Origin of the sequence: Cloacibacterium sp., assembly GCF_047601505.1 — a bacterium.
Lineage (GTDB): Bacteria > Bacteroidota > Bacteroidia > Flavobacteriales > Weeksellaceae > Cloacibacterium.
Genome location: NZ_JASGJD010000001.1, coordinates 882,673 through 902,709, shown reverse-complemented (window position 1 = coordinate 902,709; position 20,037 = coordinate 882,673). Strand labels below are relative to the sequence as shown.

General features: G+C 31.6%; 20 protein-coding genes and 1 other RNA gene. 11 read left to right on the top strand and 10 right to left on the bottom strand.

Annotated elements, in window-relative coordinates; genetic code table 11:
- Positions 1 to 408: 408 nt before the first annotated feature.
- Complete coding sequence (metF, locus tag QM746_RS04290; protein WP_414983082.1) at positions 409 to 1,365, top strand: methylenetetrahydrofolate reductase [NAD(P)H]; 957 nt, start codon at positions 409 to 411, stop codon at positions 1,363 to 1,365.
- Between the two features lie 30 nt (positions 1,366 to 1,395).
- Here the strand turns inward: metF and ssrA are convergent.
- Positions 1,396 to 1,795: a transfer-messenger RNA gene (ssrA, locus tag QM746_RS04285) on the bottom strand.
- A 359-nt stretch (positions 1,796 to 2,154) separates the two neighbouring features.
- On the opposite strand from ssrA, the gene QM746_RS04280 reads away from it, so the two are divergent.
- The 3 genes from QM746_RS04280 (at position 2,155) to QM746_RS04270 (ending at position 4,521) form a co-directional block, all read left to right on the top strand.
- On the top strand, positions 2,155 to 2,931 hold the full coding sequence (locus QM746_RS04280) for a hypothetical protein (RefSeq protein WP_414983081.1): 777 nt from the start codon (positions 2,155 to 2,157) through the stop codon (positions 2,929 to 2,931).
- A gap of 14 nt (positions 2,932 to 2,945) precedes the next feature.
- Positions 2,946 to 3,674: a hypothetical protein gene (locus tag QM746_RS04275; RefSeq protein ID WP_414983080.1), complete on the top strand. Its 729-nt coding sequence runs from the start codon at positions 2,946 to 2,948 to the stop codon at positions 3,672 to 3,674.
- Between the two features lie 115 nt (positions 3,675 to 3,789).
- Complete coding sequence (locus tag QM746_RS04270) at positions 3,790 to 4,521, top strand: SIMPL domain-containing protein (protein ID WP_414983079.1); 732 nt, start codon at positions 3,790 to 3,792, stop codon at positions 4,519 to 4,521.
- A 21-nt stretch (positions 4,522 to 4,542) separates the two neighbouring features.
- Here QM746_RS04270 and QM746_RS04265 read toward each other — a convergent pair whose 3' ends face one another.
- The 4 genes from QM746_RS04265 to QM746_RS04250 are packed head-to-tail and all read right to left on the bottom strand — an operon-like array spanning position 4,543 to position 7,103.
- Positions 4,543 to 5,064 carry a GNAT family N-acetyltransferase gene (locus QM746_RS04265; RefSeq protein WP_414983078.1) on the bottom strand — a complete coding sequence of 174 codons (522 nt, stop codon included), beginning with the start codon at positions 5,062 to 5,064 and terminating at the stop codon, positions 4,543 to 4,545.
- 48 nt (positions 5,065 to 5,112) lie between these two features.
- Complete coding sequence (locus QM746_RS04260) at positions 5,113 to 5,349, bottom strand: PspC family transcriptional regulator (RefSeq protein ID WP_374363014.1); 237 nt, start codon at positions 5,347 to 5,349, stop codon at positions 5,113 to 5,115.
- Positions 5,349 to 5,675 carry a nucleotide pyrophosphohydrolase gene (locus QM746_RS04255; protein WP_414983077.1) on the bottom strand — a complete coding sequence of 109 codons (327 nt, stop codon included), beginning with the start codon at positions 5,673 to 5,675 and terminating at the stop codon, positions 5,349 to 5,351. The genes QM746_RS04260 and QM746_RS04255 overlap by 1 nt, the downstream gene beginning before the upstream one ends.
- Before the next feature lie 27 nt (positions 5,676 to 5,702).
- Complete coding sequence (locus QM746_RS04250) at positions 5,703 to 7,103, bottom strand: hypothetical protein (protein ID WP_414983076.1); 1,401 nt, start codon at positions 7,101 to 7,103, stop codon at positions 5,703 to 5,705.
- A gap of 209 nt (positions 7,104 to 7,312) precedes the next feature.
- Here QM746_RS04250 and QM746_RS04245 point away from each other — a divergent pair, with 209 nt between their 5' ends.
- The 6 genes from QM746_RS04245 (at position 7,313) to QM746_RS04220 (ending at position 12,381) form a co-directional block, all read left to right on the top strand.
- Positions 7,313 to 7,564, top strand: a complete 252-nt coding sequence (locus QM746_RS04245) for a type B 50S ribosomal protein L31 (RefSeq protein WP_374363023.1) — start codon at positions 7,313 to 7,315, stop codon at positions 7,562 to 7,564.
- 233 nt (positions 7,565 to 7,797) lie between these two features.
- Positions 7,798 to 8,958 (top strand): GlmU family protein, encoded by a 1,161-nt coding sequence (locus QM746_RS04240; protein WP_414983075.1) that lies wholly within the window; start codon positions 7,798 to 7,800, stop codon positions 8,956 to 8,958.
- Between the two features lie 475 nt (positions 8,959 to 9,433).
- Positions 9,434 to 9,940, top strand: coding sequence for an RNA polymerase sigma factor (locus QM746_RS04235; RefSeq protein ID WP_414983074.1), 507 nt, complete (start codon positions 9,434 to 9,436; stop codon positions 9,938 to 9,940).
- Positions 9,915 to 10,553, top strand: a complete 639-nt coding sequence (locus tag QM746_RS04230) for a hypothetical protein (RefSeq protein WP_414983073.1) — start codon at positions 9,915 to 9,917, stop codon at positions 10,551 to 10,553. The genes QM746_RS04235 and QM746_RS04230 overlap by 26 nt, the downstream gene beginning before the upstream one ends.
- Positions 10,554 to 10,615: 62 nt before the next feature.
- On the top strand, positions 10,616 to 11,854 hold the full coding sequence (locus tag QM746_RS04225) for a DUF4252 domain-containing protein (RefSeq protein ID WP_414983072.1): 1,239 nt from the start codon (positions 10,616 to 10,618) through the stop codon (positions 11,852 to 11,854).
- Positions 11,855 to 11,871: 17 nt separating this feature from the next.
- Complete coding sequence (locus QM746_RS04220; protein ID WP_414983071.1) at positions 11,872 to 12,381, top strand: DUF4252 domain-containing protein; 510 nt, start codon at positions 11,872 to 11,874, stop codon at positions 12,379 to 12,381.
- 32 nt (positions 12,382 to 12,413) lie between these two features.
- On the opposite strand, the gene QM746_RS04215 is transcribed toward QM746_RS04220, so the two are convergent.
- Positions 12,414 to 12,971, bottom strand: coding sequence for a histidine phosphatase family protein (locus tag QM746_RS04215; protein WP_414983070.1), 558 nt, complete (start codon positions 12,969 to 12,971; stop codon positions 12,414 to 12,416).
- 162 nt (positions 12,972 to 13,133) lie between these two features.
- Here QM746_RS04215 and recA point away from each other — a divergent pair, with 162 nt between their 5' ends.
- On the top strand, positions 13,134 to 14,141 hold the full coding sequence (recA, locus tag QM746_RS04210) for a recombinase RecA (RefSeq protein ID WP_414983069.1): 1,008 nt from the start codon (positions 13,134 to 13,136) through the stop codon (positions 14,139 to 14,141).
- Between the two features lie 67 nt (positions 14,142 to 14,208).
- Here recA and QM746_RS04205 read toward each other — a convergent pair whose 3' ends face one another.
- The 4 genes from QM746_RS04205 to QM746_RS04190 all read right to left on the bottom strand — a co-directional run bounded on the left by QM746_RS04205 (position 14,209) and on the right by QM746_RS04190 (position 19,989).
- Entirely contained in the window at positions 14,209 to 14,523 is a 315-nt protein-coding gene (locus QM746_RS04205) for an MGMT family protein (protein WP_414983068.1), read from the bottom strand.
- A gap of 87 nt (positions 14,524 to 14,610) precedes the next feature.
- Positions 14,611 to 15,666, bottom strand: coding sequence for a fatty acid desaturase (locus tag QM746_RS04200; protein ID WP_414983067.1), 1,056 nt, complete (start codon positions 15,664 to 15,666; stop codon positions 14,611 to 14,613).
- A 205-nt stretch (positions 15,667 to 15,871) separates the two neighbouring features.
- Positions 15,872 to 16,534: a hypothetical protein gene (locus QM746_RS04195; RefSeq protein WP_414983066.1), complete on the bottom strand. Its 663-nt coding sequence runs from the start codon at positions 16,532 to 16,534 to the stop codon at positions 15,872 to 15,874.
- A 65-nt stretch (positions 16,535 to 16,599) separates the two neighbouring features.
- Positions 16,600 to 19,989, bottom strand: a complete 3,390-nt coding sequence (locus QM746_RS04190) for a methylmalonyl-CoA mutase family protein (protein ID WP_414983065.1) — start codon at positions 19,987 to 19,989, stop codon at positions 16,600 to 16,602.
- Between the last annotated feature and the right edge of the window lie 48 nt (positions 19,990 to 20,037).

The window sequence follows — 20,037 nt, the reverse complement described above, 5'->3', positions numbered from 1 at the left end:
AACAAAAGATTTTCTTGAAAAAATTTTTGTCTTTCAAAAAATCAAAAAAATTGATGTTTTCTCAATTATGAAAATGTTCCGTAGGAACAATATCTGTGTAGAAAAAAGTGTGTAGAAATTAGGGCGCTCCGTAGGAGCGCAATAAAAAAAACAGAACTGGAACGTGCGCATTTCGCGTGAGCGATTGCAGTGGAAATCCTTTTTTTGTCATATTGAGCGGAGTCGAAATAAGGCAAAAAAAGATTGTAACGGAAAGCGCGGTTTTGTAAAAAAATGCTTGGCTTTAGTTTTGGATTTTTTACAAAACACGCCCAAGTCTTCGACTACGCTCAGACTGACAATAAATAAAATAGAAATAATTAAAATATAAAAAATAGGAACAGATTGCTTCGTTCCTCGCAAAGACAAATGAAAATCACAGACCATATACAAAACGCCAACGGCAAAACGCTTTTTTCTTTTGAGGTAATTCCGCCACAAAAAGGTACCAGCATTAATGATTTATACAAAAATATAGATCCATTGATGGAGTTTAAACCACCTTTTATAGACGTAACTACTTCCAGAGAAGAATATATTTTTATTGAAAAAGAAAACGGACTTTTCGAGAAAAAAATCACCAGAAAACGCCCCGGAACTATTGGGATTTGTGCTTCTCTTCAACATAAATATGGTGTTGATACCGTTCCTCATATTTTGTGCGGAGGTTTTAATAAAGAAGAAACAGAATATGCTTTAGTAGAATGTCAATATCTTGGCATTCAAAACGTTATGGCATTACGTGGAGATTCTAGAAAAGACGAGCAATATTTCAAAGCTCATAGCGAAGGACATCTTTTTGCATCAGATTTGGTAAAACAAATTAAAGATTTAAACTCTGGAAAATTTCTTCACGAAGAAATAGAAGTTGCCGAAAATATGGATTTTTGTATTGGCGTTGCAGGTTATCCAGAAAAACATTTGGAAGCCCCAAGTTTGAATTATGACCTTCAAATGCTGAAACAAAAAGTAGAAAATGGTGCAGATTATATTGTTACTCAAATGTTTTTTGACAACCAAAAGTTTTTTGATTTTGTAAAACAGTGCAGAGATTTTGGAATTGATGTTCCAATTATTCCAGGCATTAAACCTATTGCTACGAAAAGTCATTTGCAGATTTTACCTCAAATTTTCAGAATAGATTTGCCCGAAACTTTAATTAGCGAAGTACAAAAATGCAAAACCACAGCCGAAGTAAGACAAGTTGGTATTGAATGGACCATCCAACAAAGCAAAGAATTGCTAGATTTCGGGGTTCCTGTTTTGCACTACTATTCTATGGGAAAAAGCGATAATATTTTTAAAATAGCTAAAGAAATATTCTAAAAAAAAATCTCCGAAAATTCGGAGATTTTTTCGTGGAGCTGGAGGGATTCGAACCCTCGTCCAAACAAGCAATACGCAAGCTTTCTACATGCTTATTTTGCTATTAATTTTCGTCGTAGAGCAGACAGCAAACAGCCAACTCTGCGCTTATCTTCTAAATTTTTCGTCTGATAATCGAAGTGCTTATCAGCTTATTTCCGCATTTTCTATGCCTCGAAATCGAACGTCGCAGAACAGAACTTTCGGGAGACATCTTGTTTCCTTACTGTACTTCGGGAAAAACGCAAATCCTACTAAGCTTCGGATTAAGCAGCAAGAGCAAACTCTTCGTTGCCAGTTAAATTTTGTAGCAAGGGATTTAAGAGATCGCGCTACGGTTCTCTGCATGCTTACTTACCCATTGGTCTTGCTGTCGAAACCGGTCAGCCCCAATTTTTGAGTATGCAAATATAAGCAAATTTTATTCCTAATTTTTTTGAAATTTTAAAATAACTAAGATATTCTTTTGGGCGCCAAATTCCCAGCTTTCGCTACTCGCTTTTTTATTTTTCCCAATACACAACCCTTTCTGCGTAAATAGAAATCGCAAAAAACGCAGAAAGGGTTTCCTCAAAAAAATAAAAAGAGCTCAAACACGCCGCTCAATCTGGGGCGCAATACACTCAAAGTTAGAACTTTTTAACCAAAATTGACATTTCACTTCATAAAAAATCTTAAAAAAGTTAAGTCTGGTTAAATTTTAAAAAGCTACTATTTTTACAAATACATTTGCCAAAAACAAAAAAGCCAATGAAAAAACTTTTACTTCTCTTTTTCTTTTCCATTTTCATCAATTCTTATTCCCAAGAATACGTTTTCGGGAAAGTAATTTCCGAGCAAAATATAGAACTTTCGGGCGTTTTGGTGATAAATATTAAAACAGACGAAAAAACATATACAGACCAAGACGGAAATTTCATTATTTCTGCAAAAAATGGAGATGTAATACGATTTGTAAAACAAAAATTCGATAGAGTTTCTTACAATATCCAACCCGAAGATTTCAATAAATCTATCAAAATAAACATGATAAAATCTCAAATAGAAATTGAAGAAATTGAATTAAAAACCAAACTCACAGGAAACCTGGCTAAAGATGTTAAAAATTTAAGCCCAAGCAAAAAAACATTGGCTTTAAACCAAGAGCTTAATGCTTACATGCGAGAAAAACCTTTTCCAACGCTTAGAACTCCAACTGCTTTTGAAAAACCTTCTGTAAATGCAGTACAAATAGACATTAAATCTGCTATTGCCTTAGTTGCAAAACTAATAAAAGGAAACAGAAAACCAGAATTTATCCCGAATGAGAATTTAACAAAAGGATTTTTAATGAAGGTAAGGTACAATCTCACAGACAATTATTTCCATGAAATGGGCTTGAAAACGGAAGAAATAGATAGTTTTCTAAAATTTGCAAACAACAGACTTCAACTTACCAAAAATTATTACAACAACTTCAATTTAGTGAAAATTCAATTACAATTAGAAGGAATTTTAGAAGCTTACAAAACCGAAAATAAAGCATAATTTCACTCTAAAAGATGAAAAAACTTCTTCTCATTTTATTTTTAACTTTTTTCTGTAAATTTTACAGTCAAGAAAACATCATTGGAAAGGTAGTTTCAGAACAAAATATACAAGTTGCCAATGTTTTGGTAATTAATGTAAAAACAGACGAAAAAACATATACAGACCAAGACGGAAATTTCATTATTTCTGCAAAAAATGGAGATGTAATACGATTTTTAAAACAAAAATTCGATAGAGTTTCTTACAACATTCAAACTGAAGATTTTAAAAAATCTCTCGTTATCAACTTGATGAAATCTTCAATAGAAATTCAAGAAATTGAACTAAAAAACAAGCTTACAGGAAATCTTAGAGAAGATGTAAAAAGAGTGGAAGCAAAGCAAAAATCTAAATTGAACAGCGATGTAAATAATTTTATCCTTGAGAAAACCGATATAAATATTTTAAAGCCAAGCAAAGGAGAATTTGTACAACCAAAAGGCGAAGGCTTTTCTATTGGCAAAGTGATTGATAAATGGGATATTATAGACTATTCTAACAATATTCTCTATATTTTGGGCAATGATTATTTTGAACAATTAGGACTGAGAAAAGAAGAAATTGCACCGTTTATAAATGTTGTTATACAAAATATGGATACCAAAACAGCAAGAAAATATGGTTACTTAAGAAGCAACGACATTGCGAAATTCCAAGAATTAGCCGAAGAAAAAATAAAAATCTTCAAAAAGTTAAAATAATCATAATTTTGTTAAAATTTCTTAATTTTTGGAATGAGTTTTGATTAGATAATAACATCAAAGATTAATTATTATTGATTTTTTATCACATTCAACCCAAAACATCATTCTCAAAATGAACAAAAACATCATCGCAATCGCTATTGCAGCACTAGGTTTCGTAGCAGGACTTGGCTTGCTTGGAAACGCCATCAAAAACCGAAACAAATCTGAAAACACCATTTCTGTAACAGGTTTGGGTACCAAAAAATTTACTTCGGACCTTATTACTTGGAGCGGAAATTTCTCCAGAAATAGTTTTGAACTCAAATCTGCTTATGACGAACTTTCAAACGACAGAAAAGTAATTGAAAACTATCTTATTTCTAAAGGAATTCCTAAAAATGAGATTGTATTTTCGGCGGTAGACATTCAGAAACAATTCAATTATGTTTCAGATTCTAACGGAAGTAGCCATCAAACTTTTGCGGGTTATCAACTTTCACAATCTATTTCTTTAGAAAGCAAAGATGTTGCAAAAATTGAAAATTTATCTAGAAATATTACAGAAATCATCAACTTGGGAATTGAATTCACTTCGTCTAAACCGAGTTATTTCTATACCAAACTTGCTGAAGTGAAACAAGAAATGATAGCCAATGCTACTAAAGACGCTAAAGAAAGAGCCGAAAAAATCGCAGAAAATGCAGGTTCAGATTTAGGAAATCTAAAAAAAGCAACCATGGGAGTTATCCAAATTACCGCCCCAAACTCAAATGAAGATTTTTCTTATGGAGGAACTTACAATACAGAATCCAAAGAAAAAGAAGCGAGTATAACCATAAAACTAGAATATGAGGTAGATTAATAACCTAACTTGGCGGACTTTTTAGTCCGCTTTTTTTTGGTAAACCACAGCGTGAATTTCTTGGATGGAATTTTCTAAATTTTCTGTCAAAAAATTAGCCATTAGAAATAATTGAAGAGAAGATTTTCCTTCGCTGTAAGAAGGTTGAAGGTAATTTTCTTTAATAATCTCAAACCCATTTCTTTGATAAAAACCGAGTCTTCTGTTTGCAATTTCAGACAAAGAATCTGGTTCTGTTTCTAAAACGAGTTTTTCAAATTTCTCTTTGAGTGCTTCTAAAATTTTCTCTCCAAATTTCTGATTTCGGAATTCTTCAAAAACCTCAAAATGTTCTAAGAAAAAGAAATCTGAAAGTTCCCAAATTACACAATAACCAATAGTTTCGTCTTCGTTTTTAATTAAAAAAACAAAAGCATCAGGATTTTCGGCTAAATCTAGAAATTGTTCTTTATCTCTTCTCTCGTCTTCGGGGAAAGTTTTTTCGTAACTGTTAAAAATTCTAGAAATTTTCTTGCGAGTTTGCAATTCTTCAAACCAAATCATTTTAATTTACAATTTTTGATTTACGATTTTTTATGGTAAAACCATTACTTACAAGTCAAAAACATTTGGTCTTCTGGTAATGAAAATGTCTTTTACCCAAAGTGTAAATGCCATCACAAGATATACCAAAAAGAAAAATCCAGCTGTTGCAAACGTAGAATAAATAAAGAAAACACGCAATTTAGAAACCGGAATTCCTAATCTGCTTCCATATCTTGTAAGCGTACCAAACCATTCTTTTTCTACATCGTGTCTTAAATTTGTGATAAATTTTGGTTCTCTCATTATTTCAATTTTTCGTTGTTTTGATGTCTGTCAAAATCTCTTTCGGTTTTTACTTTCATCTTTTTATCAAAAGCTGTTTGCAAATCTACACCTGTTTGATTTGCAAGGCACAAAGTTACAAATAAAACATCTGCCAATTCTTCTCCTAAATCTTTGGTCTTATCAGATTCTTTTTCGCTTTGTTCACCATATCTTCTGGCAATAATTCGGGCAACCTCTCCTACTTCTTCGGTTAACATTGCCATATTTGTTAATTCATTAAAATAACGAACGCCAATGGTTTTTATCCATTCATCAACTTGATTTTGTAAAATCGTGATTTCCATTTTCAACTTTCCATTTTTCATTATCAATTACTGATAGGCTCCAATAGTTGGAGTGATAGTTCTGTTCACTTTTACAATATCAAGCGGAACCAATGCTGCAGTAGAAACTTTAGCTTTTCCTTTTGCTGGAGAATCTGCTTTTAGTCTCAAATTTAATTTTTGAATAAAATAATTTTCAAATTTAGGATCTTGATTCTGAATAGAATTTACAACAGAAGTATTTCCATCAAAATTAAAACCAGCATTTTGAGTTTCATATTTCAACAAAGAATTTTCTATAAAATAAGTAAATGTTTGTCCAGAAATTGGTTTAAACTGAATGGCAGTACTTTTATCTGAATATACGATAGAATTTTTCAGATTAAGATTTAAAGCGCCCAATTCTGTAGTTGTTCCATTTACATATTCGTTGGTTGCATAAATTCCGAAGCCTGGCAAAGCGCCATTCAAATCCCAATAATTCGCAATTGTAGAATGCAAAATATTGTAATTTCCACCTTTAAAAATGCCAATACAAGCTTGTCCGCAATTGTTCATTACCAAATTTTCTGCATTAACAGTTGCATTAATTCCTAAAATTCCAAATTCTTGATTGGTATGTATTATCGTATTTTTAAGTGTAGCAGAAGCTTGGTCTAAATACAAAGCATTGGTTCCTCCGAAAATTTTAGAATAATTAAGATTGGCAATTGCGCCTTGCTCTAACTGAATTCCGCCCCAGTTTTTCGGCAAAGTGTCGTATCTCGCATCGTTTCTATCTCCACGAAAAATTACTTCTTTTCCTAAATCGCCATTTGCAATTAATTGTGCGTTTTTCCCAATTTTAAGATTTGCATCTCTATGAAAATATACTTTTGTTCCTTCGGAAAGCGTGAGAGATTTTCCTTCGGCAACTTTTAAATCACCATAAATAATTTTAGCCTTGTTGCTGCTCCAAACTGTATTTTGATTGATAATTTGAGGATTAGAAGACGTAGAAACATAAAATTCTACATCTTGAACCACAGAAAGTAGCGTAACATGTTGGCTCGCAACAGGACTTTCTACCTGAATTCTATCTTCTGCAATGGCTTCTGTAGCATTAGAATTGGGCGCAATTTCTACAAAAACATATAAACTGTCTTTCTTGCGAAGCGGAACATTGGTAAATTCTGTCCCCTGTTTTCCATCTACATTAATTCTGTATTGTGATGCTGCACCACCTTCCAAATAAATTCTTGGGATACTGATGTCTTTGTCTTCTTTATTATAAATTTTCACGGCATACGTTTCGCTTCTTACCTGATTATAAACCGTATCTAAAACCAATGTATCTTCGGAGAAACTTAATTTTTGAGTAGGTACTTCGAAATTAAAATCGTCTCTGTTACATGAAATTGCAAAAAGAGCCAACCAAAAGCCGAAGAAAAGGATATATTTTGTTTTCATTGATGATTAAAAAATTAGCGTAAAGTTAATGAAAAAACCCGAACTCTCTAAAAAACGAAAAACTTCTAAAATTCTTTCATAAAAATCTTTAAAACGCTATTTGTCAATTCAAAAAATATTTCTATTTTTGCAGTCTAAAATTTAAGCATAATAAAAGCAAGCCATTACACGCTAATATTATCATTAACAATTAAAAAGAAAACAAAGATATGAAATCAGGAATTCACCCAGAAAATTATAGATTAGTTGTATTCAAGGATATGAGTAATGACGAAGTATTCCTTTGCAAATCTACTGCTGAAACTAAAGATACCATCGTACACGAAGGTGTTGAATATCCATTAATCAAAATGGAAATCTCTTCTACATCTCACCCGTTCTACACTGGTAAAGTAAAATTAGTAGATACTGCTGGTAGAGTAGATAAATTTATGAATAAATATAAAAAATTCGCTAAATAATTTAGTTGACTATTTCATAATAAATATTCCAGTCCTTCAAAAATTTTGAAGGACTTTTTTTGTACATTTGTTTGATTTCAACGCAAAGACGCAAAAAAACTTTTATTTAACGGGAGCAAGAAAATTTGTCAAAGACAAATTCCTTGCGACTAAAAAAAACAAACGCTGTTAAAAAATTGTTTTGCGCCTTTGCGTTAAAATTTTTGAATTTAAATTTTAAATCTTGAATTAAAATGCAACTTATATTTTCTGATGCTCAGTTTTGGGCAGATTTTCTTCCACTTACTTTTACAAGACCTGTGGCAGAGCTAAGAACAGGAATTCTTACTTTCTCCGAAAGATGGAAAAAACTCTTAGATTCTAGAGAAATTTCTTACATCACAGAAGATTATCTTCAAAAAAAATATAAATCTTACGAAAAGAAAGAAAGCTTGCTCATTACTCCAAATTTTCTTCCTTCTGAAAATGTTTTAACTCAAATTAAAAATCTACAATTGGGTGAAGCTTTAATATATGAAAATGAAGTTTTAGCTGCGAGATTGAACATGGAAAATTTTTCTCTTTCGCAGATTGAGAAAATGACAGACATTACCGAAGAATTGGTTTTCTTTAAAAATCACACAGAACTTTTCTCTAAAAATGATAAAGCAATAGATTTCGATTTTGAACTCCTTACCAAAGGAAGAACTTCACAAGAACTATCTAAAACCAATGGTTTTTTGGGCAAAAAAGAAGATTTGTTTATAGAAGAAGGCGCAGAAATAGAATTCGCAACGCTTAATTGTAAAACCGGTAAAATCTACATTGGCAAAAATACAGAAATAATGGAAGGAGCCGTCATTAGAGGAAGTTTGGCGCTTTGTGAAGGTTCTAAAATCAATATGGGTGCAAAAGTTTATGGCGCTACAACCATTGGTCCACATTCTAAAATTGGAGGCGAAGTGAATAATATTGTAATTATTGGTTATTCAAACAAAGGACACGAAGGTTTTGTAGGGAATTCTGTAATTGGAGAATGGTGTAATTTGGGAGCTGATACCAATTCGTCTAACCTAAAAAATAATTATGCTGAAGTAAAACTTTGGAGCTATAAAAACAAAAAATTTGTAAAAACCGGACTTCAATTCTGCGGATTAATAATGGGCGACCATTCTAAAACCGCGATTAACACACAATTCAACACGGGAACTGTAGTTGGAGTTGGTGCTAATATTTTCAAAAGTGGATTTCCGCCAAATCTGATTGAACATTTTTCTTGGGGAGGCTTCAAAGGAGATGAAAAATTTAGATTAGAAACTGCATACGAAGTTGCCGAAAAAGCAATGGCAAGAAGAAAAATTCCTTTAACAGAAAAAGACAAAGAGATTTTAAAATGGATTTATGAGAATTGTTAGTTTTTTTAAAAAAATCAGTACTAAAAAAAAATTCATATCAATAAGTCTGATTTTGTTGATTGTATTTTCTTTAAATCAAATATTTAGTTATTATAGATTTGAATTATTTGGTATAATTCCAGGTTATGCTCCTCATAATTTTGCATATAATATTGGATTTTTTTTACCTATTAATACATTTTGTTATATTTTTTCATTAATTACATTAATTTTAATTTTAAAAAATTGGGAAAAATTAAATAACTTCAAATTTTTAGTTTTAACGTTTTTATTACCAATATTTATTCTAGGTATTAAATTTTTTATACTTTTTATTGATTTATTCATTTCTTGATTTTTTAAAGAAATAAATCTATATCCGTTTTCAAAAAATTTTGAAAGCGTTTTTTTTGACAAAATCTAGGAAAATAAAAATTTTTTATTTCTGATGTAATAAAATCCCGAACTTCGTTGTCTTACCTACAGAAGCTAATCTATGAATCAAGAAACATTTAAAAATACAGTCTTCGTGCTGAAAGATGAGATGTATCGTTTTGCAAAACGATTCTTGGTAAGTAGTGACGAAGCTCAAGATTTGGTACAAGACCTTATGATGAAATTTTGGCAAAAAAAAGATGAATTGGCTGGTCTTAATATAAAATCTTACGCTTTGAAATGTGTGAAAAATGAGTGCCTCAACAAGTTGAAACACGAAATAGTGAAACAAAATTTTGCAGATTATCAGATTCACCGAAGTGAACTGTATAAAATGGAAGTGAATAATTTGAAAGAAAAAATCATCAATTTTATTAATGATCTTCCAGAAAAGCAAAAAATGGTAATTCACCTGAAAGATGTAGAAGAATATGAGGTCTCGGAAATTTCGGAAATTTTAGAAATGGAAGAAAATGCAGTAAGAGTAAATCTGATGCGAGCCAGGCAAAAAGTAAAAGAACAAATTACACAATTAATGAACTATGAACAAAGACAGTTTTCAAGATAAGTACCAAGAAATCTTCCAAGAAATGAAGGAAGAAAAAATGAACTGGAATTTTGACGATTTCTTAGCAAAAACTGAGGAAAAACCTCAAGATGCTAAAATAGTTCCATTGCACAAAAAGTCTAGCAAACAATGGATGTACATTGCCGCAAGTATGGTTTTAATTGCTGGTTTTGGAGTGATTCTGAAAAATAATTTCTCTGAAAACATTACTACTAAACCGACTGAAATCGCTAAAACAAACACAAGCAAAACAACTGAAAATCAAAACATTGCCAATGATTTATCCGTTGCAAGCAACGGCGATAATTCTATCCAAATTACCCGAAATGTAAATACAGAACCTATTAAAAGAAAAAAATCAAAATATAAAAATACTGCGCAGTATTTAGCAAAAAACAATTATAAATCTACTTACAAACATCACAAAAATATAGAAAAAACAGAACAGGAAGTAGAATACAATCCAAATTTCGTAATCATCAACGGAAAACCAGTTGCATCTGAAGACGATGCCATCAAATACACCAAAAATGCCATTGATATGCTTGGCGGAAACATCAACACCGCATTAGAAAAAGCAGAACCAGTGAAACTTTTAACTGTTAATTTTTAAAAATTCCATTATGAAATCGTTTACGATTACATAAGACCTTAAAAAAAAATAAACAACTACTTATGAAAAAGATAATATTTATATTCATTTTAATGTTTACCAGCCTTAATATTTTTGGGCAGAGTGACAAACTGAATCAACTTTTTGATCAGTACCAAGACACCGAAGGTGTTACTTCCATCAAAATTGCAAAACCAATGTTTCGACTTCTTGGAAACATTAATATAGACGATGAAGATTTGAAAAAAATAAAACCGCTCATCAATAAAGTGAATTCACTAAAAATTTTAGTGGTAGAAAAACCAAATCCAAGCGATAAAGATTCTATAATTGCTTATCAAAATTTCCAGAAAGTACAGACTTCTATGCTTTCGGCTCTCAAAAATCTTCATTATGAAGAGTTGATGACGGTAAATAGCAAAGACAATAAAATTAAATTTTTAGCTGCCAATACAACGTCTGACATTCTAGACAATTTACTTCTTACCATTAACGGAGAAGACAGCAATGTAATGATGATGCTTGATGGAAAAATTACTATGAACGACGTTTCTAACTTGGTAAATGACGTACAAGAAAAAACTCAGAAACCAGCTCCAATTAATGATAATATTTCATCAATCAGAAATATAGAAGCATTCCACGGAATAGATATTTCGTCTGGTGTTGTAGTAGATTTTACACAAGGAAACGACAGAAAAGTAGAAGTAATAGCTGATGCAGACAAAATGCAATATGTAAAAACAAAAGTTGAAAACGGAATTTTGAAAGTTTCTATCGACAGAGGTTCTAATAAAAATTTAAGATTCAAAAAACTGATGATTAACATTCAGAATCCTAATTTGGATGATATTCACTTAAGTTCTGGTTCAATTTTTAAAACTAAAAACAAAGTTTCTGATGATAGATTAAATGCTCAAATAAACTCTGGTGCTATTGTAACCGCAGATTTAGAATACAACAGCATGACTATTCAGGCAAACTCTGGTTCTGTACTTACATTAGAATTGAACACTAAAAATTTAGATTTTTCTGGAAATTCCGGTATGATTATCAATGCAAAAGGAATTGCAGATACCGTTTCATTCAAATTAAATAGTGGCGCAAGTTGTAATGCACAAGATTTAATTACCAAAAACATGAAACTAGATGTAAATTCTGGAGCTATTGCGAAAGTAAACGCAAATTCTACCTTAGACATTACCGCTAGTTCTGGAGCAATTGTTCAGTACAAAGGCAATCCGGAAGTGAATTCTAACATCAAAAAAAGCAATGGTGCTATCATTAGAAAAATTGATTAATCTTAAAATAATAAACTATGAAAGCTAAATATTTACTATTAATTCCTATTCTGTTCTTTTTACAATCTTGTTTTGTAAGCGAAAAATCTCTCTACAACGAAGAAATAAAAGGCAACACTACCATTACAAAAGTAAACGTTCCTATGTTTTTGGTAAAACCTTTCATTAAAAAAGCTTTAAAAGAAGATGGAGAATCTAAAGAAGTAATCAATCTTATCAGAAAAATAAAAAGAGTAAAAGTTTACACTGTAGAAAATGCCACAGAAAAAATGGTTAATAATTTTTCTAGACAATCTTTCGGAAGCAATTTACAAGAATTGATGAGCGTAAATAGTAAAGATTCTAAAATAAAAATAATGTCTGCCGACACCAATTCTGACAAAGTAATTAAAGATTTACTAATTACCGTAAAAGACGAAAAAGATTTGGTTTATGTAAAAATAAAAGGCAAATTCTCTTTAGACGACGTTGCAAAAATTACAGAACTCTCTGAGAAAAACGAAGAAAACATCGCAAAAAATAATTAAAACAAAACTGCTCTTTTTCGGGCAGTTTTTTTTTAATATAACAGATGATAAATTATAATTTTTTCTCTATTCTTAAAAACATTCACGATAAAAATATCATTAAATTGATTATCTGGAATATCTTTATAAATAGATTTTTTACAAATTTCATTCAACAAAACAGGATTGGTATTAGAATGCCCCGAAATAACATTTCTAGATTGATTAAAAATTAAATCATTTTTCACAAAATCTGGTATTTTAGAAGGATTATAAATTTTAAACTTCAATTTTTTATCTACAGCCAAAGGTTCCAAAGTTTCTTTTGTCCTAAAAAAGTCTGAGCTATAAATTTCATCAATTTTTACACTTTTCAACAATACTGCCAAATTCTTCGCTCGCTTTTTACCTTCTTCAGAAAGATGAGGATTTTTGCTATTATCTTCCTTTTCGCCATGTCTTACCACAATAAAAACAGTAGCTCTATTTTTTAGATAATTTTTAATTTCTTTAGCATTTGCTTTTCCCACAAAAACCGTATCTATTTTTACATTTTGAGCATTTAATAGAGTAAAACCTAATAACAACAGAATGAACAATCTATTTTTCATAACATGATTTATTCTACAAAAATAAAAAATTTAAAAAATAATTTAATACGACACGTTTTGTCGCATTACAATATTAGCTTTGCATTAAAAGAGAGAAATTTTGGAAAAATTCTTTCAAAAAATAAGAAAATTAATTAGTATTTTTGATAAAATTTAAAATAGATGAGCAGTTTAGACGATAAAAAGAAAGCCCTCGCTTTAGTCCTAGAAAAAATGGACAAAACCTACGGAAAAGGTACGGTAATGAAAATGAGCGACAGTGCTGTAGAAGAAGTAGAAGTAATCCCAAGTGGTTCTCTTGGTTTAGATATTGCGTTAGGAGTTGGTGGTTATCCTAAAGGCAGAGTAATAGAAATTTATGGCCCAGAATCTTCTGGTAAAACCACTCTTACTATGCATGCCATTGCAGAATCTCAAAAACAAGGTGGCATTGCAGCTTTTATAGATGCAGAACACGCTTTTGATGCCGTTTATGCAAAAAAATTAGGAATTGATGTTGAAAATTTAATTATTTCTCAACCAGATAATGGCGAACAAGCATTAGAAATTGCAGATAATTTAATCCGTTCTGGAGCTATCGACATCGTGGTAATAGATTCTGTTGCGGCTCTTACTCCAAAAGCTGAAATTGAAGGAGAAATGGGCGATTCTAAAATGGGATTGCATGCAAGATTAATGTCTCAAGCTTTGAGAAAATTAACAGCTACCATTTCTAGAACTAAATGTACTGTGATTTTTATCAATCAGTTAAGAGAAAAAATTGGGGTAATGTTCGGGAATCCTGAAACTACAACTGGTGGAAACGCTCTTAAATTCTATGCTTCTGTAAGAATTGACATTAGAAGAAGTGGTTCTCCGATAAAAGTAGGCGAAGATGCTGTAGGAAACCGTGTGAAAGTAAAAATTGTGAAAAACAAAGTAGCTCCACCTTTCAAAAATACAGAATTCGATATTATGTATGGTGAAGGAATATCTAAAGTTGGCGAAATTTTAGATTTAGGTGTTGAATACGAAATTGTAAAAAAATCTGGCTCTTGGTTCAGCTATGGAGACACAAAACTAGGACAAGGTAGAGATGCCGTGAAAGATTTATTAAAAGATAACGTAGAGCTTTTAGAAGAACTTTCAGAAAAAATAAAAGTGGCGATTAAAGAAAAAAAGAATTCTTAATCGAAATAAAATGATTATAAAAACAGGCGCGAGCTTCGCTCGCGCCTGTTTTATTTCCAAGATTATATCAAAATCCAATTTCATCCAAAGGATTCCAAAAAATTTGTTTAAAATTCTGAATTTTATTTCCTTTTACTTCTATTCCCTCTTTAGCTAATTTCTTGGTAAATTTTGGGATACAACTTTCCGCAGAAATAATTCCACAAGCAGCACAAACTCTATGTGCAGGAAAGTTTTCTTCATAATTTCTTAAAGCATTTCCTACATGACGAGCATGATTAGGAAAACCAACTGCCTTTGCAATTGCTCCGTAGCTTGTAACTCTTCCTTCGGGAATCATTTTGATGATTTCAAAAACTTGTTGTTTGAAAGTTTCGTTCATTGATTAAATGTAATCATTTTTGATATAAATTTATAATTCTTATAAAAACAAAAACCGCCTCGTTTTTCACAAGGCGATTTATATATCTTAAGCTTTTACCGGAATTTTCTTTAATTGTCTGAAAGTTACCATTCTGTAATTTTCTTCGTCCCAAAGCGTATAAAAAGCATATTTTACACTGCTCAAAAGAGTAATTGTAGCAACATGTTTTTGGAAAATAGGATTGTCTTTACAACATTTTTCTAATTTGTAAAAAGGAATTTTCGGAGCTAAATGATGCAAATGATGATAGCCAATATTTCCAGTGAAAAAATTGAAAATTTTTGGCAACTTATAATAAGAACTTCCTCTAATCGCTGCCAACAAAAACTGCCAATCTTGTTTCCAAGCTTTATAATTTGGGTTGTGCTGATGTTGCATATAGAAAAACCAAATTGCTGTAAAAACAAAGGTTAAAAGCACCGGAATATATACAATTGCTAATTTTTTGATGCCATACAACAAATCAAAACTCGGGACACTCATCACCAAAGCCAAAATAAAATAAAAGGTCAAAAGATAAAAATTAGTTAAAACCAAATGCTTACGCTCTTTGTCCCAACCTTTAAATTTGATAAAAGGAATTCTGTTGTGGATAAAAATGTAGTAAACCGGTCCAATAATAAACATCACAGGAACCGAACGATAAATTCTGTATTTCAATTTCCCCCAACTGGTAAGTTCTTGATATTCTTTTACCGTTAGCAAAGTAACATCTCCAATCGTTCTGGTGTCTAATTGCCCTTGATGTGCATGATGATGATTGTGAGAACGAGCCCAATATTTATAAGGAATACATGTTACCAAACTAGAAATAAACCCCATTGTATCATTCAATTTTCTATCTGGGAAAAAAGATTGATGACCGCAATCGTGCTGAATAATAAAAACTCTGGTTAAAAATAATCCTGCCAAAACAGAAATTAAAACACTTCCCCAAACTGAATATTCATAGACAATAGCAGCAGCAACTACCAATGCAATAAAAGGTAAAAAAGTATTGTAAATTTGAGTTCTAGCCAATTTTTTTTCAGGTGTGGCATAAGGTTTAATAAGTTCCTTCCAATTTTTGAGGTCTTCTATAATTTCATTTTCGTTATTCATTACATAATATATTTTAGCGCGTCAAAGATATAGATGAATTTCAAATAAACAATATCTGTCAATTGTTAAATTCTATTAAATTTTCACTTCATAAAATATTTGTTTAAAACAAAAAAGCTGCTCAAAAACTGAACAGCTTAATTTATTATAAAATAATTTTTCAAGATTCTGAAAAATCTAAAAAAAAGATTCATACTTCCAAATTTTACTTAAAAATTGTTTTTTCGTCTTCCTTCAGCTTGTCAAAAGCTGTTCGGACTCCATTTATCGAATTTTCATAATTGTTATCTTTCCACTTTTTCAAAATTTCTTGTTTTGCATTTGGATTTGATAAAATCAAATGTTGGTCATTTAAGTCAATAATTTGAGTAGTGATTCCTGTATATGCTGCTTTCCCTGTTTCTATCATCCCATAATAAGAAATCATAAATCCATAATTTACATTTACGAATAACAGCTCATCAATTCCATATTTATTTTTGTAGCTTGAAAAATCATACGTTGGATATTTTTTTCCATCAGCTTTCTCTCCTTTGAATTTAGTTGCAGTTTTAGGATCAAATTTTTCAGTAATCAAAACGACTTCTTTACCCTTAGTCTTTAAAGCATCGGTATACAATACCGTTAATTCCTCTTTTGGCTGTACATTTTTTCCAATCAAATCTAATGCCTCTTTATATTTATCTCCAGAAGTTACAGCTAAATCTAACAAACCTTGAGAACCTTCTCTAAACTTAGTAGGCTCACCTGCATTAAGTAAAATTCCAACTTTTGTTGGTTTTTGCCAATAATCTGCCGTTAACGCAATTTTAGGAACACAACTCATTGAAATAATTGAAATAGTAAGTAATAGTAGAATTTTTTTCATTGTTTTAATTTTTTTGTAAAGATATTTATTTCAAAAATAGAATTAAAAATAATAATTGTGATTTATTACATATTCCTTCTATATTTTCCTCCCACTTCAAACAGCGCGTTGGTAATTTGTCCGAGACTGCAATATTTCACCGCTTCCATCATTACTTCAAATAAATTTTGTTGATTGATAGCTGCCAATTGCAATTTTTGAAGCCATATTAAGGCTTTATCTTCATTAGATTTTTGGAAATTTTCTAGATTCTGAATTTGCAACTGCTTTTCTTCTTCGGTAGAACGAATCACTTCGCCTGGTAAAACCGTTGGCGAACCGTCTTTTCCAAGGAAAGTATTAACACCTATAATTGGATATTCTCCCGTATGTTTCAACCATTCATAATGCATACTTTCTTCTTGAATTTTACTTCGTTGATACATCGTTTCCATTGCTCCCAAAACTCCGCCACGTTCTGTAATTCTGTCAAATTCTGCATAAACCGCTTCTTCTACCAAATCTGTTAATTCTTCAATAATGAAAGAACCTTGCAACGGATTTTCATTTTTCGCCAAACCGAGTTCTTTATTAATAATCAACTGAATCGCCATTGCTCTTCTTACTGATTCTTCCGTTGGTGTTGTAATGGCTTCGTCATAAGCATTGGTATGAAGTGAATTACAATTGTCGTAAATTGCATACAATGCTTGCAAAGTTGTTCTAATATCATTAAAATCAATTTCTTGTGCGTGAAGCGAACGTCCAGAAGTTTGAATGTGGTATTTTAACATTTGAGAACGTTCATCGGCTCCATATTTTAATTTCATAGCTTTTGCCCAAATTCTACGAGCAACTCTACCAATTACCGCATATTCCGGGTCAATTCCGTTCGAAAAAAAGAAAGATAAATTCGGAGCAAAATCATTGATATTCATTCCTCTGCTCAAATAATATTCTACATACGTGAAACCATTTGCCAACGTAAATGCCAATTGAGAAATAGGATTTGCTCCTGCTTCAGCAATATGATAGCCCGAAATAGAAACCGAATAAAAATTTCGAACTTTATTTTGAATAAAATATTCTTGAACATCGCCCATTAATCTCAAAGCAAATTCGGTAGAGAAAATACAAGTATTTTGTGCTTGGTCTTCTTTCAAAATATCTGCCTGAACCGTTCCACGAACGGTAGCAATAGTTTCATTCTTAATTTTTTGGTAAGTTTCAGCATCTAAAATTTCGTCACCAGTTAAACCTAGAAGTTTTAAACCTAAACCATTATTGCTTTCAGGTAAATCTCCGTTATAAACTGGTCTTTTTAAGCCTTTGTTATCAAATTTTTTCTTTAAAATATCTTCTAATTTTTTCTCAAAATCTGCTTTAACCTCGACTTGATTAATATATTTTTCTACGTTTTGATCAATTGCTGCATTCATAAAAAATGCCAAAATCATCGGCGCTGGTCCGTTTATCGTCATTGAAACTGAAGTCATCGCATCAATTAAATCAAAACCAGAATATAATTTTTTAGCATCATCTAAAGTGGCGATAGAAACGCCTGCATTTCCAATTTTGCCATAAATATCAGGCGGAAGCGCAGGATCTTGACCGTAAAGCGTTACAGAATCAAAAGCTGTAGAAAGTCTTTTGGCAGGCATTTCCGCAGAAACATAGTGAAATCTTCTATTGGTTCTTTCAGGGCCTCCTTCTCCTGCAAACATTCTTGTAGGATCTTCGCCCGTTCTTTTAAAAGGATAAATTCCGGCAGTGAAAGGAAAAGCTCCCGGAACATTTTCCTGACCTTTCCAACGAACCAAATCTCCCCAATCTTGGAATTTTGGCAAAGAAATTTTTGGAATCTTAAGATGCGAAAGACTTTCGTACTTGGTTTCTACTTTTATTTCCTTACCACGAACGAGATAGGTAAAAGTATCTTGCTTCATCTCTTCTTTGAAGTTTTTCCAACCTTGCAAAAAGAGTCTGTTTTCTTCTGAAAGTTCTTTCTTGGTTTTCAAAAAAACTTTTTCTAATGTGTCTTTTGTGTGTTCGTCTCCATCAATTAAAGCTTTAGCGCCATCAATCAAATACATTTTTTTGGCTATTAAAGCTTGTTCTTCTACTTCTTTGTCGTAATTTTTATTATTATCTACAATCTCCGAAAGGTAACGAACTCTTTTTGGAGGAATTATCGTAGCATCTTCAGAAACGTTTTGTTCTTCATATTTATTAAATAACACATTGTCACGCTGAGCGGAGTCGAAGCTTTCATTTAACTTTTCTATTAAAGCATTATAAACTTCTGTAGTTCCCCAATCGTTAAACTGACTTGCTTTGGTAGAAAAAACAGGCATTGCTTCTAGAGGCTGTTCAAACAAAGTATGATTTCTTTGATATTGTTTCCTTACAGCTTGCAACGCATCAAGAGCACCTCGTTTATCAGATTTATTGAGGGCAATTAAGTCTGCATAATCTAACATATCAATTTTTTCCAATTGCGTAGAAGCGCCATATTCTGGAGTCATTACATACATAGAAACGTCTGCAATTTCGGTAATTTCCGAACCAGACTGTCCAATTCCCGAAGTTTCTAAAATAATAATATCTGGATGAGCTAATTTTAAAATATTTAAAGCCGAATGAATATAAGGCGAAACCGAAACATTGTTCTCTCTTGTCGCCATAGAACGCATATAAACGCGTTTATCATTAATAGAATTCATCCTAATTCTATCTCCTAAAAGCGCTCCTCCCGTTTTCTTTTTACTTGGGTCAACAGAGATTATTGCAATTTTTTTATCGAGATTTGAACGCAAAAACCTACGAACCAATTCGTCTGTAAGAGAAGATTTTCCGGCACCTCCTGTTCCTGTAATTCCTACAATGGGAATGTTCAAATTTTTTGTTCTCTCATCTATTTCTTTTACCAAATCTAACTTTTTGTCTGAGAAATTTTCAACCGCAGAAATAACTTGAGCTATTGTTTTAGAATCTTCAAAACTGACTTTATCTAAATCTTCCACAGAGATACTTTCACCTGTTGCAAAATCAGATTTTTGCACCAAATCATCAATCATTCCTTGCAATCCCATTTCTCTGCCATCATCTGGAGAATAAATTCTATCAATTCCATACTTCATTAAATCTTTAATTTCTTCGGGGAGAATCACTCCTCCACCTCCGCCAAAAATCTTGATTTGAGGCGAGTTTTTCTTTCTTAATAAATCGTAGATGTATTTAAAATATTCATTATGTCCACCTTGATACGATGTAAGTGCAATTGCATTGGCATCTTCTTGTATGGCAGTATTTACAACTTCTTCTGCAGATTTATCGTGCCCAAGATGAATTACTTCGCAACCTGTAGACTGTATCATTCTGCGCATAATATTAATAGCTGCATCATGTCCGTCAAATAATGAAGCTGCAGTAACTACTCGTACTTTATTTTTTGGTTGATATTTTTGTATGCTCATATTTGCTTATCGATTGTTTTCAAATATAAAAAAATAAGACTAATTTTT